This is a genomic window from Arcicella sp. BE140 (genome assembly GCF_031456255.1).
Classification (GTDB): Bacteria; Bacteroidota; Bacteroidia; order Cytophagales; family Spirosomataceae; genus Arcicella; species Arcicella aquatica.
Window position 1 is genome coordinate 12,732 of sequence record NZ_JAVDUE010000001.1, and the last position, 15,372, is coordinate 28,103.

The window sequence follows — 15,372 nt, forward strand, 5'->3', positions numbered from 1 at the left end:
CGATGAAGTTATATATCAAAAATATGGTTTGTGATCGCTGTAAGATGGCCGTAAACCAAATCCTTACACAACTGAATATTGAGGTAGAACAGATTGAACTTGGCGAAGTTATTATTCAGCAAGATTTAGACGAACAAACACAGACTATTCTGGCTCAAAAATTGAATGATGTAGGTTTTGAGTTATTGGATGATAAACGAAAGAAAATTGTTGAGAAAATAAAGAATGTAGTGATTGAGATGATTTATCAAGCAGACGATAGTGTTGATAAAATAACACCATCTTTTCTGATTGCTGAACGTGTGGGGCGAGATTATAAGTATCTGAGTACCCTGTTTTCGGAAATTGAAGGAAAAACGATAGAACAATATTTAATTTTTCAGAAAATAGAAAGAGTCAAGGAATTGTTAGTCTATGATGAATTAACACTAAGCCAAATAGCTGACCAATTGCATTACAGTAGTGTTCAACATTTATCGAATCAGTTTAAAAAAGTAATGGGCCTGACGCCTAGTCGTTTCAAGGAGTTACAATCTCATACAAGAAAAGCCTTGGACGAGATATAATTTAAAAGTTGAATTAGACTTTAAAATGCCATAAAAACAAATATACTTTAACAAAATAATCAATCAATAAAACAAACAACAACATGAAAAAGAACATCTTAGCATTAATCCTTTTATTAGTTTCAGTGCTTACATTTGCAGAAACGCCTAAAACAGAAACAGTAAAAATTAAAACTTCTGCCATTTGCGAAATGTGCAAAGAGCGTATCGAGAAAAAATTAGCCTTTACCAAAGGAGTTTCAGAATCTAATCTGAATATTGAGAGTAAAGAAAAAATTGTAACAGTAACGTACAACCCAAAGAAGACATCGGTAGAAAAAATTAAAAAAGCTATTGCAGATGTAGGATACGATGCTGACGAAGTAACCGCTAATGCTAAAGGCTATGAAAAATTACCTTCTTGCTGTAAAAAGGGGGGAATGTAGTTTTTTAGCTTTGAGAATTTACTCATGGCATGACTTCAAGTCATGCCATGAGTTTTGTTACATAAAAAAGGGATCGTCGATTCAAAATCGACAACCCCTTCTTATGCTCAAAGCTCATCGCTCAAGGCTTAAAGCTATTACGCCAACATCCCTAATAAAGATGAAAGTTTATCTTTTAAATCTTTTCTATCCACGATAAAATCAAGGAATCCGTGTTCTAATACGAATTCAGCACTTTGAAAACCTTTTGGTAAATCTTTACCGATAGTTTCACGAATAACTCGCGGACCAGCAAAACCAATCAAAGCACCTGGTTCTGAGATATTAAAGTCTCCGAGCATGGCATAAGATGCCGTTACGCCTCCAGTTGTTGGATCTGTCAATAAAGAAATATAAGGAATCCCTGCTTCGGCTAATAAAGCTAATTTGGCAGAAGTTTTCGCCATTTGCATTAACGAGAACCCAGCTTCCATCATCCTTGCACCACCCGAACGAGAAATCATTAAAAATGGAATTTTGTGTGCAAGAGCATAGTCGATACCACGAGCAATTTTTTCACCTACTACAGAACCCATTGAACCGCCAATAAATGAAAAGTCCATCGCAGAAACTACCATTTCAATGCCATTTACTTTGCCATGAGCAGTTCTTACCGCATCTTTCAAGCCTGTTTTCTTTTCAGTAGCTTTAATACGATCAGGATAACGTTTTGTATCTACAAACTCCAGAGGGTCGCCAGAAGAAAGCATGGCATCCAATTCTGTATATTTTGTTTGATCGAAAAGAATCTCAAAGTATTCTTGAGAGCCAATCTTTTCATGATAATTGCAGTTTGAACAAGTATAAGCGAACAACTTATGTTCACGAGTGTGCATTGCTTTTTTGCAAGATGGGCATTGATACCAAAGCCCGTCTGGAGCTTCACGTTTTGATTCGGTAGGGGTTAAAATACCCTTATCTTTTCTGGTAAACCAAGACATATTTTATGATTGCTAGATTCGAATGTTAATGATTGAAAGCCTTTTGTTTCAATATATAATTGCGGTTAATACATTTCTAAGAAATGCAAAATCTTGGCAAAGATAAGGTATTGCGTTTCGACTTATAACATTTTTGTGAAAAATTGTTATGTAACATAATAAAAATGAGCCTTTTTGAATACACAAAAAGGCTCATTTTTATTATTCTTTGAAAATTATTTAGCTAAAACTATTTTTTTATTAATCATTCCATTTTCTGTTTGAAGCTTTAAAAGATAATAGCCATTTGAAAGATTCGCTAGGTTAATAGTATGGTTAAACTCATTTCCCGAATTAGTATGTTGTTCGTTAAAGACAGATACCCCAAAGATATTTACAACATTAATGGTTACACTCTTTGTCGCTTTAGCAAAGCTCGCTTTTAGTTTGTATTCACCATTAGGTGAAGGGTTTGGAGAAATGGTTACTTCAATTGTACTGCTTGGTTCATTACCTAATACAGTTGGGGTTACTATCACAGGTTTGCCCGATGGCCCTTGTATATTCAAGTTATCGACAGTCCATCCCCATCCATAAGCAAGAGGGTCAGCTAACAATCTAAAACGGACCAAGACCTTATCACCCGCCTTGAAATCCCCAGAAGTTAGCATATCTATTTCTCTTTTTCTAAAAAGACTAGGCGTGCCGACTACCTTTGAATTTTGATCTTTATCCAAATTTAAAGAAGTCCAAGCTTTTTTCCAGTCAGGGTCATCATTTGAATCCCAACCTGATTGGAACCACTGCCATGTTTTACCATTGTCTTTAGAGCCTTCCACTACCACATAATCAAAGAAATCTCTATCAGGGAAAACTGCACCATCTGCACCAGGTTCTACGAGTACTATTTCATCAAAGTAGATTTTAGCAGTATCGCTTCTTAAAGTAATTGGTTTCAGTAATTGAGCGATATAATTGGTAAATAAATTTCCATCTACTTCAAATGTCTCTTCTGAACCATTTTTATAAGGATGGTCAGAGTTTAAAGCAATACTTGTAAAGTTTGTGGGTTTTGAGAAAGTAAAACCTTTTAGATAAAAATCATCAGGCGCTGCTGGCGACGTATCAAAATTATTGATGTAAGTATTTACCGCAGGAAATAATTTCAAGACTTTAAATTCATAAAAACCAGTTTCAGGCGAGAAGCGTGTATTCTTAGCCTTAGCTTTATCTTTTACTACGATGCGATATTTTACTACATCATTCCCTTTAAATTGAGCCGATGTAAATTTAAAACTACCATTAAAAGTAATGGTTTTATCGCTAGTAGTATAGGTCAATATAATGGGCGTTTGTTTTACATCATTGATATAATATTCTACATAAGCACTGTCAATACCTATGTTATCATAGGCTTGTCCTTCTGGAAGCTTTATCTCAGTATCAGTGTTGTAAATTGAAAAAATATTGTTAGTATAAGAAATAACAGGTTTTACAGTATCTGCTCCAATGGTAAATTGATAATAATTTGCAAAACCTTTAGGACTCAATGGTGCTTCTGCGGGCGTAGCTAATTTTCTACCTGCTAAGTCTTCACCTTGCCAGTAATAACTAATTTTGCGTCTCTCTGTTGATTTTGGTAATGTATATGAATACTGATTGCCTGCTTTGGTAAGTGGTACTTCTTTGGCATCTGCGATGCTATTAGTAGTAGTCATATACAACTTTACAGAACCATCTTTTATAGCAGTATCTCCTAATACTTTTGCTGTAAAGATATAGTCTTTGCTCGTATCTTCATTATCCGTGAGAGGGTCATGTGTAATAGAGCTACTAATCCAACCCAAATCTGCAAATAGGTTTAATACAATGGGTCCAATTTCACGCGTTAATTCACCAGCTGCAATAGAAGGGGTCATTAAAGCATTTGGGTCGCCGATACGATAAGTAGCTTGATCTACGTGATAAATACTAGAACCCGCACTATAAGTAGTAGGAGCATATAATTTAGCCTGTTTGTTAGCATTCGCTTTTGTCGCTGAAGGGCTATTTAAAAATAGTTTGCCTCCTACAACTTCTTTACGAAGAGCCGCAGAAAAATTTTCGATAGTAGTAGAGTCAATCAATGATACACCTGCACTATTAACAATGAAATTGTCAAAAATTCCTGCTGAACCTACAAAGCTACCACTCCCCCAACCAGCTACGGTATCGCTTGCTCCAAAAGTACCTATAAAACCAAGTCCATGTCCATATTCATGCAATACAACCGAATACAGGTCATATTGTAATCTTGTGGGAGTCGATTCCCCCGTGTACCAGTCGGTACGGTCAGAATTAAAAGTAGCAACAATATCTGGTTGATCAGTACCATTAAGGTCTTTTCTTGCCATTTTCTCGGCAAGGGCAATAGGATACCAAGTACCTGCTTTAGCTGCTCCCGGAAAATTACGATAATAAGTTGACGCACCAGCTGACCCTAATACACCAGAGGCTAGACTCCGCCAGCGTACTAAAATTTTAATAGGCACATCCGAATTTAGTGCATTAGCCCATGTTGCGGCAGCTCTTTCAAAAACACTTTTTACCTCGGCGGATAAATTGGAGCCTTGTTCGTAAAAAACTTGAAAATTAGCTGCTTGAGTGGAAGATTTTCGAATATTAGCAGCTATTTTCTTATCTGCTTCTAGTTTTGCTTTCATCATCTCGGTATATCCCATTGGCAAAACACGTTCTTTGGCTTGCTCAGGTGTTGGTGCATAATCAACAATCTGAGTTCCTGGGATAGACTCGATTTTGATTTTTTGTGTGAAAGCAGCAAAGCTTCCCATGGTTATTAGAGTAGCAAGTAATAATTTTCTCATATTAAAATAAATTTTAGGAGACTTATTAAGATAGAATTTGAAGTGTTTGCTACACAAGATAATAACTATTTTTGATAGAAGTTAATAAAGGTTTTAGAAACATAGTTAATCCATAGATAGCTATTAGATAAACGAAAAAAAAGGCTTTCTTTTTATATTTAAGAAAGCCTTTTTAATAAAATAATTTTCAGCTATTAATATCCAGGGTTTTGAACAACGTTCGCATTTGTACGAATTTCATTGGTAGGAATAGGCAATTGGAACTTAGGATCACCAGCAGCTAACGTTTTAAAGCCATAGGTTGTTCCAGTTCCATCGAATCTATCACCCCAGTTTGAACGAACTATGGCTAAACCTTTGCGCTTAATATCAAAGAAACGATGACCTTCAAATGCCAATTCGAGGCGTCTTTGCAAGTCAATTTCAGCCTTCAACGCATTACCACCTTCTTGATTATCAGCGGCGACAAAACCTACATAGCGGCTTGCTCTTAATGTATTCAAATCTTTTAAGGCATCAGCATCTTTGTTTAATTGAGCCAAAGCTTCTGCACGGTTTAATAATACCTCTGCAACCCTGATTACCTTAGGGTCAACTACGTTGGCATTACCTGTAGCACGGCCAAAATATTTGATGATATTGTTGTATTTGAATCCACCAAAAGTACTTGAACCAATGTACGCATTTTTACGAACATCATTGTCTTTGTATAATTTAAAGAAATCATAATCAATAACATATTCTGAACGTACACCTGAGGCTGAACTTTGGCTGTATTCTACACCTGGCGAGACGGCATCTTTATCTACAATTTGTAATTTTAATAGTAAGCCGTCGTTACTTGCATCTTTCCAGATATTTGCAAAATTAGTAATCGACCCAGGGCTTGAACTCAATGCTAATGATTGGGTAGCTGAATCAGCGGCTTTTTGCCATTGGCCCTCATACAAATACAATCGTGAAAGTAGAGCATAGACTGTTGCTTTGTTGAAACGATAGATGCCATTTCCGCTTCCGATTAGCGTTGCGGCTTCTACCAAATCTGCTTCTATTTTAGCATAATTTGATTTAACCGTTTCACGGGCAGGTCTAGCAGTTGGATCAGTACTTGTTACATAAGGAATACCTAAATCAGCATCGCTTGCTTGTGTAAAAGCTTTTCCGTATAATTTAACCATATCAAAATGAGCAAGGGCACGTACCGCTAAAGCTTCACCTTTAAAGTTGTTTTTGGCTGTACCATCTGATAATTTATTAATGTTTACCAGAATACCATTGGCCCTACGAATAGATGAATAGGCTTGTGTCCATAAGTCCCAAGCATTGTCACCATTATAACGCCATTCATGGAAAAAACGATTTGATAAACGACCAGTACGGCTCATGATAGCATTGTCTGACATAATATCAGGCAGACTAATTGATGAACCCGCATAATATGAACCACCTGATAAACCTGATAAACCACTTACTGCACGGGCATACATACCTTGTGCTGCATTGGTAAAATCAGATTCTGTCTCAAATGCTTGCGTATCAGTTACTGAGTTATATGGACCTAGTTCAAGTTCTTTATCGCTGCAGCTTGTTACTCCAATCAGAGTAAAAATGCTAAGAGTTAAAATATATTTTTTCATATTTTGTAAGTCTGTTTAATGGATGAATTTAGAAGGTTAAATCAATGCCGAATGTTAATTGACGTGTTACAGGATAGCTATAACCACGGAATAATCCTTGTGTTTGTCCTCCAGTACTTTCTGCTTGTCCAAAACCAACTTCTGGGTCACCTTTTGCTTCAAAGGCATAATACCACCAGTTTTGTGCTTGTGCATAAATTCTAACTGATTGTATTTTCGCTTTTTTGGTAATAGATGAAGGGATAGTGTATCCTAAAGTAACATTTCTTAAACGGATAAAATCACCTTTTTGTAAATAACGATCTGTTGTATAGCTAATGCCAGTTGGAACGGGTAATACGCCAGTATCACCTGGTTTTTTCCAATAATTCAAGGCATCTGCTGCTTGGTTATTATAGATGTATTCACCGTCAGAAGTCAAATCATTCCACATTGAGTTAAATATATAGTTTCCACCAGAGTAATATAAATCAGCACCTAACGAAATACCTTTATAACTAATATCAGTATGGAAGTTACCAAAGCGTGTTGCTAAACGAGATTTGCCTTCTAAAATTACTGCATCGCTTGGAGAGTAATTCTCTACCACTTCACCATTAACGTTATAAAATTGTTGTGCTCCCGTAGCTGAATTTACACCCGCATAGCGAGTCATAAAATATACATCAACTGGTTGACCAATTTGAAGCTTGCTAAGACCTCCAGGACGAATTATACCATCTTCTGTAAGTGCTGTAACCTTATTCTTATTGATAGAGTAGTTTACATTTACATCCCATTTAAAATCTTTGTTATCAATAATTTTGTATCCAACTGTCAATTCAACCCCTCTGTTTTGTACAGCTCCTACGTTTTCAATTCTTGATTGGAAACCAGTTGTTGTAGAGAGAGGTCTTTCATAAAGTAACGAGGAACTTTTCTTCGTGTACCAGTCTATTGTGCCGTAAAGACGATTATTCATTACAGAGAAATCTAAACCAATATCAGTTGCAGTTTGTTTTTCCCAAGTTAAATCTGGGTTTGCTACTTGTGATGGGAATGTAGCAGATGTTAAACCATAACTGCTGTAACGATACAATCCTAATGATGTATAGTTACCAATACGGTCGTTACCTGTTAAACCATAACTAGCTCTTAATTTTAATGAATTGATAAAAGTTAAGTCTTGAATAAATGATTCTTTATCTAAATGCCATCCTGCACTAACAGCACCAAATAAACCATAGCGATTGTTTGCCCCAAAACGAGAAGACCCATCACGACGACCAGAAAAATCAATAAAATATTTTTGATTAAAATCGTAGTTGATACGACCAAATAGCGAATACAATGCCCAATCTGATTTACTAGTCGTTGCACCTGTTGGTGTTGAAGCATTGTCCTGAGTATTAACTTTATCAGAAGGATATCCTTTTGTTGACAATGAGAAAGCTCTTGCTCTGTCTCTTGTAAATTCTATCCCACCCAATACTTTGAAATTATGGGTATTGTCAATAGATTTGGAATAAGTAGCAGTATTAGTGAAAACATAATTGAATCCTTGTGAACCATTATCTGTTTTTGAACCTCTCGCTGCTGGGTCTCCCACATATTGATCAAGAATTGAATTAGGTTTTATAAAATATTCTCTGTAGTAGTCTGTGTAAATTAAGCCAATTTGTGAACGAATATCTAGGTTTTTTATAGGTGTTAATGTTAGATAAAAGCTACCCAACCCATTTACAATTGTTTGTTTTTCAGTATTGTTTACTATTGCCTCCGAGATACTAAACCCATTTGCTGTTAGGTTGTAAGTACCATCATCATTAAATTCTGGTTCATAAGGATTATAAGCATAAATAGCATAGAAAGGATTTTGTACATTATAACGATCTCTTTGTTCGTTGGTTTGTATAGATGCAAATTGTAAGTTACTTCCAGTTTTTAACCATTTATTTGCACGATACTCCAAGTTGACTCTTCCTCCTTTCACATCAGAATTAGATCCGTTTACTAAACCTCCAACATTAGAACTTTGCAGACTGATATTATAAGAAAATGAATCATTTGCTCCACTAATACCAAAACGATGTGTTCTTAATTGCCCTTTTTGTAAAAGAGTCTTAAACCAATCTGTTTTACCTGCTGATAATCTAGTTACTTCTGTTTGGTATTCAGCATCGGTCATTGTCGTTACATCATCTTGAAAATAACCATTGGTATAACCCAAATCTTTTTCATAACGTAGCTTTTCATCAAAAGTCATCATTTTGAAATTATCAGGAGTTTTTTCAGAGTAACCCGCTTGAAAAGAGTAGGTAATTTTTGGTAATCCTTTTTTTCCTTGTTTTGTTGTAACCAAAATTACTCCGCCAGCACCTCTAGAACCATAAATTGCAGCAGATGAAGCATCTTTTAATACTTGTACATCTTCAATTTCGTTGGGGTTAATGGTATTTAAAATATTAATACCTCCTTGTGCTTCACTATTACCTACAGGCACACCATCAATTACTACTAATGGTTGAGAACCAGCAGATAGAGAGCTCTCACCACGAATACGGATGAAAGACTGTCCTGAAGGACGTCCATTTATAGCGATAATTTGTAAACCAGCAGCCTTACCTTGTAAAAGATTATCGAATGATGTACCCCCAGGTTTACCCTCTAGGGCTTTCCCAGAAATATTTGCTTGAGATGCTGTAAGGTTTTGCTTTTTAGTTGTACCATAACCTACTACTACTACTTCTTCAATATCAGTAACGTCTTGTACTAATGCAACATCAATGATGGTTTTAGTGCCAACAATCACTTCTTGCTTAATAAACCCTACAAAACCAAATATTATTTTAGCATTGTTAGGGACATTAATTTTATAAGAACCATCTGCACCAGTAGTTATTCCTCTGGATGTACCTTTTACCGACACACTTACACCTGGGAGTACTGCCCCATCTTCTGACGAAGTCACTTTTCCGGAGATAATTCTGTCCTGAGCCGCCATTTTTAGCGTTAAAGTCAGCATCAGTACAAAAATCATTAGTAGTTTTCTGTTCATGTTGTTGATTTTGTTTTAAAAGTTGGGAATGTTTAGTTAGAAAAAAATGAATCAGGTAGGTTTGACTTTACTTTAGACCTCATACTTTTTAAATCAATATATAAACGAATATTGATAATTTATTATTTTAAAATTAACATATATTGCTAGTCTTTTGTTGTGTTTTTTTGACAAAACATGGTTTTTGTTTTGTTATCACCAAAAAACATCGCTTACTAAATAAGTATTTGTTAAAATAATAGAAGAGTATTCAATACTAAAGATAATTTTTATTTTACACATTAGTATAAGTAAATATAACTATTTTTTAAAAAGAAGTAGCGCAAACCCACAATAGTTCCGAGTAGAAAAGCTATATATAATAGCTGTATAGCGATTGACGGTAATATGTATACTACTATTTTTAATTTTACAACATATTATGATGTTTTGCTATTCATAGTCTGCTTAAAATGACTTATTGGTATTTCATCAATTGGGTTACAGTTTAAAAAAATTTGATGGCTTAATGTTTATACATTGAAAACATAGTTAAATAATGTTTTTTAGCAGGCTGTTCTACTGTACCATTTGCACTAAATCGGGATATTTAATCCTCGAGGTTCTTAGAAATACCTGTGTTTCATTAAAACCCTATTTTTTATTGGCTTATTCCTAAAAATTACCGTTCAATAAATCGCAATCGACTAAAGCTATAGAACAGTACTCAAAACAATAAATAATTTTTATATTTGTTGGTCGAAAAATCTCAGACTTTAACTTAACAAATAATATTATGATCGCTAGCTTAGACGCACTTACCCAAGAAAAAATCAACTTGTGGCTTTCGGGAAACTATGATGCAGATACCAAAGCCAGAATCCAACAACTTTTAGATGAAGGAAAAGAGACAGAGTTAACAGATTCTTTTTATAAAGACTTAGAGTTTGGAACGGGTGGAATGCGTGGTGAAATGGGTGTAGGTTCAAACCGTATGAACAAATATACTGTTGGTTCGGCTACACAAGGATTTGCTAATTACCTAAAAGCGAATTTCACAGGAGAAAGCATTAGCGTGGCTATCGCTCATGATTCAAGGAATAATGCTTCATTTTTTGCTAAAGTAGCTGCGGATATTTTTTCGGCCAATGGCATAAAAGTGTTTTTATTTAAAGAATTACGTCCAACGCCTGAATTATCTTTTGCAGTGAGACACTTAGGGTGTAATGCAGGGCTAGTGATTACGGCTTCGCATAACCCTCGTGAATACAATGGTTACAAAGCTTATTGGAATGATGGTTCGCAGGTAGTAGCACCACACGATAAGAATATTGTTGCTGAAGTAAATAAAATCCAATCAGTAGATGAAATCAATTTTACGGGTAATCCAGATTTAATTACGTTAATCGGCGAAGAAATTGATGCAGAATATTTGAAAACTATTCAAGCAAATTCAATCAACCCTGATGTAATTACGCGTCAGAAAGATTTGAAAATTGTGTATTCGTCTATTCACGGAACAGGTATTACTCTTGTACCAAAAGCGTTAAAATTGTTGGGATTTGAAGATGTAAACGTAGTTGAAGCTCAAGCTGAACCTAACGGAGATTTCCCAACGGTAATTTATCCAAACCCAGAAGAAACAGAAGCAATGACTTTAGCCATGAACTTGGCCAAAGAAATTGATGCTGATTTGGTAATCGCTACAGACCCTGATGCTGACAGAGTAGGGGCTGCGGTAAAAAATCCAGCAGGAGAATGGGTGTTGTTGAATGGTAACCAAATGGCAAGTTTGATTATCTATTACTTATTAGATGCTTGGAAAAAAGCTGGAAAACTGACGGGCAAAGAATTTGTTGCTAAAACCATCGTTACGACCAACATCATTGATAAAATGTGCGAAACACAAGGCGTTAAATGTTATAATACTTTAACAGGCTTTAAATTTATTGCTGCTGTAATTCGTGAGTTGGAAGGTAAAGAGAAATTTATTGGGGGTGGCGAAGAGTCGTATGGCTATTTAATTGGTGATGCCGTTCGTGATAAAGATGCCATTGCTTCATGTGCCATGATTGCTGAATTAACAGCTTATGCTAAAGATAATGGCAAGTCGTTATTTGATTTCTTGACGAGCATGTATATGGAAAATAATTTCTATTACGAAGGCTTGATTTCATTAACGAAAAAAGGAAAAGCAGGAGCGGAAGAAATTCAGAAAATGATGGCTGATTTGCGTAGCAATGTGCCAGCAACAGTAGCAGGTTCTGAACCAGTAACAGTAATTGATTATACCAATCTTACTTCAACTGATTTGAAGTCTGGAGCGGTAACTAATATTCCAACTGGATTGGGTATGGAAGCTTCAAACGTAATTCAATTGGTTTTAGCAGATGGTACAAAAGTATCTGCTCGTCCTTCAGGTACTGAGCCTAAAATCAAATTTTATGTTTCTGTAAACGAGCCTTTAGAAAAAGCGGAGGACTTTGAAACAGTATTGGCTAAATTAAAATTGAAAGTTTCGGCTATTCAAGAAGATTTGGGTTTGAAGTAAAAAACACATATTTAAACAAAAATGGCGAGAAATTTTTCTCGCCATTTTTGTTTTATACTTCTACTGCTCTCTTGAATTCTGAGGTAAAGTGGAATTGAATATCAGGATTATTCTGTATGTTCATCCTTAAAATCCACTCAGATTCTGCTAAGAAAACAAAGTTTCCATCTTTATCTTGTGCTATATTTTGTGCCTTTAAACGAACAAATTCTGTTAACTTCTTCTCGTCGTCTGAAGTTACCCAACAAGCTTTGGCAATATCACGGTGGTCAAAACGACATTTTGCGCCGTATTCGTGTTCTAAACGATACTGAATTACTTCATATTGAAGTTCTCCAACTGTACCTACTATTTTTCTATTTCCTAAATGTGGTTGTACAAATAACTGTGCTACTCCTTCGTCTGTCAATTGTTGAATCCCTTTTTCCAACTGTTTCGATTTCATCGGATCTAGGTTCATCAATTCCTTGAATATTTCAGGCGAGAAACTCGGGATACCTTGGTATTGTAAGATTTCCCCCTCTGACAGGGTATCTCCAATTTTAAAGTTACCAGTATCGTATAAACCCACTACATCACCTGGGAAGCCTTCGTCAATTACTTCCTTTTCCTGAGCCATAAAGTTGTATGGATTGTTGAAACGAAGGTTTTTATCTAAACGAACGTGCTTGTAGAATTTATTACGCTCGAATGTTCCTGAACATACCCTCAAGAAGGCAATTCTATCACGATGTTTAGGGTCTAGATTAGCGTGAATCTTAAAGATAAAACCAGTAAATTTTTTCTCTTCTGGTTCAACAATTCTTACGTCTGTTTTTCTGGCTTGTGTACTTGGTGCTATTTCAGTGAAAGTATCAAGTAATTCTTGTACTCCAAAATTATTAACAGCAGAACCAAAGAATACAGGTGCTATTTCTCCAGACAGATAAACACTTCTGTCAAAATCGCCATAAACTCCCTCAATCAATTCAATATCTTCACGTAATTGATTCGCATCTTTTTCTCCTACTTTCTTATCTAATTCCTCTGACCAAATGTCAACAGCCACTACTTCTTTCTCAATTTTAGTTTTGTTGGCATTGAAAATATTCAGCGACTTTTCATAGATATTATAAACACCTTTGAAGTTTGAACCAATATTAATAGGCCAAGTAAGTGGACGTACTTTGATGTTCAGTTTTTGCTCTAATTCATCTAATAAATCAAAAGGATTTTGCCCTTCTCTATCCATTTTATTGATGAAAACAATTACAGGCGTATTTCTCATCCTACAAACTTCCATCAATCTTTCTGTTTGCTCTTCAACCCCTTTTACACAGTCGATAACCAAAATAACTGAGTCAACGGCAGTTAAAGTTCTATAAGTATCTTCAGCAAAGTCTTTGTGACCTGGTGTATCTAGAATATTGATTTTAAGATTGTTGTATTCAAAAGTCATTACCGAAGTAGCAACCGAAATACCTCTCTGGCGCTCAATCTCCATGAAATCGGAGGTTGCTCCTTTTTTAATTTTATTTGATTTTACTGCACCAGCCGTTTGGATAGCTCCACCAAATAAAAGCAATTTTTCTGTGAGCGTAGTTTTCCCTGCATCGGGGTGAGAGATAATACCGAAAGTACGGCGTTTATGTATTTCTTCTTGTATGGTTGCCATTGTCAATCTATAAATAAGTGACTGAGGAATAATAACTCAGTCCTAAAAAACTAATCAAGTCGCAAAATTACTCATAAAAAAATAAACCTCACAGAATTTTGTTTTCTGTGAGGTCTGAAAATCAAACTATGAGAATAATATATTATTCTATTTCGTTGAGGTTACTTTTGCTTTTGCTATAAATGAAATAAACTACTAGTCCAATTCCCATCCAAACAAATGCAAATAATTGAGCTTTGCTATCTAATAATGACATTAACGCCACATTGGTAATAATACCAAGCGGAGCAATAACTACTAATAAAGGAGTTTTGAAAGGACGATCGCGATTTGGTTCACGCTGACGCAAAATTAATACGGCTAAACAAACCATAGCAAAGGCAAAAAGTGTTCCGAAGCTAGTCATATCACTCAATACACCAATAGGAGTAAATGAGGCTACTAAAGAAACTACTAAACCTACTAACAATGTGCTTTTCCAAGGAGTTTGGAAAGTAGGGTGAATTTTGCTGAAGAAATCAGGTAATAAACCATCTTTTGCCATTCCTAAGAATACACGTGTTTGTCCAAGCATCATCACCAACATTACAGACACCAAACCTACAGTAGCAGCCGTTGTGATGATAAATACTGCCCAAGGCTGTCCTACTTGGTCGAAAGCATAAGCTACTGGAGCTTTTAGTGCATCGCCCGTAATATCTTTGTAGTTAAGCATACCAGTAAGTACTAATGATACTAAAATGTACAATAAAGTACAGATAGCTAAAGAAGCAATAATGGCAAATGGAATATCTTTTTTAGGATTAATCGCTTCACCTGCTGAAGTAGAAACAACGTCGAAGCCAATGTAAGCAAAGAAGATAGCTGCCGCACCACTTAAAATACCTTTGATACCATAGGCTTCTTGCATCTTACCATCTGCGTGTTTTACCATTTCAGGTTCTGGGATAAATGGATGCCAGTTATCAACATTTACGAAGAATATACCTACAATGATAACAAATAGGATAGCTGATAATTTAAGAATTACAATTAAGTTATTGGTGTTAGCAGCTTCTTTAACACCTTTTACTAGAATCCAAGTAACTAGCCATGTAATCAAGAAAGCAGGCAAGTTAAATGAAAATGATGCGGGTTCTGTGATATTATTATCAATGGCGTACTGAGCACCAGAAAAAGGGTCATTAGTTAAATAATAGGGCATCGTAATGCCGAAGAGGTGCAGTAGCTTATTAAAGTAGCCGGACCAACTTACGGCGACGGTCATTGCTCCCATAGCATATTCGAGAATTAACCCCCAGCCAATTATCCATGCAAAAATTTCGCCCATTGTGCCGTATGCATACGCATAAGCAGAACCTTCTACAGGTAGCATTGAGGCAAACTCGGAATAACATAATGCAGCAAAAACACAACCAATCCCTGCTACAACAAATGATAATGCCAAAGCAGGCCCAGCATGATAATGTGCAGCGGTACCTGTTAATACGAAGATACCCCCACCAATGATACCTCCGATACCGATTGCTGTAAGGCTCCATTTACCCAGCACTTTATTTAATTTATTATTTTTAATATCAGCTTCATATGCTGACATAGGTTTTTTACGCCAAATACTGTTGCTCATAGGGTTTTAGTTTTTGTGTGAATTTGAAGTGATTTTTAGATTTTGGTTACTTGATTAATATGCTTTTTGTATC

The 15,372-nt window shown here is 35.7% G+C and carries 9 protein-coding genes; 3 read left to right on the top strand and 6 right to left on the bottom strand.

The features are described from left to right. Window positions 1–2: 2 nt before the first annotated feature. Together J2Y60_RS00050 and J2Y60_RS00055 are read left to right on the top strand one after the other, a co-directional pair. Window positions 3–566: an AraC family transcriptional regulator gene (locus J2Y60_RS00050; RefSeq protein ID WP_309913078.1), complete on the top strand. Its 564-nt coding sequence runs from the start codon at window positions 3–5 to the stop codon at window positions 564–566. A gap of 83 nt (window positions 567–649) precedes the next feature. Further along, on the top strand, window positions 650–991 hold the full coding sequence (locus J2Y60_RS00055) for a heavy metal-associated domain-containing protein (protein WP_309913075.1): 342 nt from the start codon (window positions 650–652) through the stop codon (window positions 989–991). 137 nt (window positions 992–1,128) lie between these two features. Here the strand turns inward: J2Y60_RS00055 and accD are convergent, their stop codons facing one another. The 4 genes from accD to J2Y60_RS00075 all read right to left on the bottom strand — a co-directional run bounded on the left by accD (window position 1,129) and on the right by J2Y60_RS00075 (window position 9,488). Next, a complete protein-coding gene (accD, locus tag J2Y60_RS00060; protein ID WP_309913072.1) occupies window positions 1,129–1,971 on the bottom strand; it encodes an acetyl-CoA carboxylase, carboxyltransferase subunit beta in 843 nt (280 codons plus the stop codon). A gap of 215 nt (window positions 1,972–2,186) precedes the next feature. After that, on the bottom strand, window positions 2,187–4,814 hold the full coding sequence (locus tag J2Y60_RS00065; protein ID WP_309913069.1) for a T9SS type A sorting domain-containing protein: 2,628 nt from the start codon (window positions 4,812–4,814) through the stop codon (window positions 2,187–2,189). Between the two features lie 194 nt (window positions 4,815–5,008). Beyond that, a complete protein-coding gene (locus J2Y60_RS00070) occupies window positions 5,009–6,451 on the bottom strand; it encodes a RagB/SusD family nutrient uptake outer membrane protein (RefSeq protein WP_309913066.1) in 1,443 nt (480 codons plus the stop codon). A gap of 28 nt (window positions 6,452–6,479) precedes the next feature. Further along, window positions 6,480–9,488, bottom strand: coding sequence for a TonB-dependent receptor (locus tag J2Y60_RS00075; RefSeq protein WP_309913063.1), 3,009 nt, complete (start codon window positions 9,486–9,488; stop codon window positions 6,480–6,482). A 775-nt stretch (window positions 9,489–10,263) separates the two neighbouring features. Here J2Y60_RS00075 and J2Y60_RS00080 point away from each other — a divergent pair. Continuing rightward, on the top strand, window positions 10,264–12,018 hold the full coding sequence (locus J2Y60_RS00080) for a phospho-sugar mutase (protein ID WP_309913060.1): 1,755 nt from the start codon (window positions 10,264–10,266) through the stop codon (window positions 12,016–12,018). A gap of 52 nt (window positions 12,019–12,070) precedes the next feature. Here the strand turns inward: J2Y60_RS00080 and J2Y60_RS00085 are convergent, their stop codons facing one another. Together J2Y60_RS00085 and J2Y60_RS00090 are read right to left on the bottom strand one after the other, a co-directional pair. Continuing rightward, complete coding sequence (locus J2Y60_RS00085; RefSeq protein ID WP_309913058.1) at window positions 12,071–13,672, bottom strand: peptide chain release factor 3; 1,602 nt, start codon at window positions 13,670–13,672, stop codon at window positions 12,071–12,073. A 142-nt stretch (window positions 13,673–13,814) separates the two neighbouring features. Beyond that, entirely contained in the window at window positions 13,815–15,299 is a 1,485-nt protein-coding gene (locus J2Y60_RS00090; RefSeq protein ID WP_309913055.1) for an amino acid permease, read from the bottom strand. Window positions 15,300–15,372 lie beyond the last annotated feature (73 nt).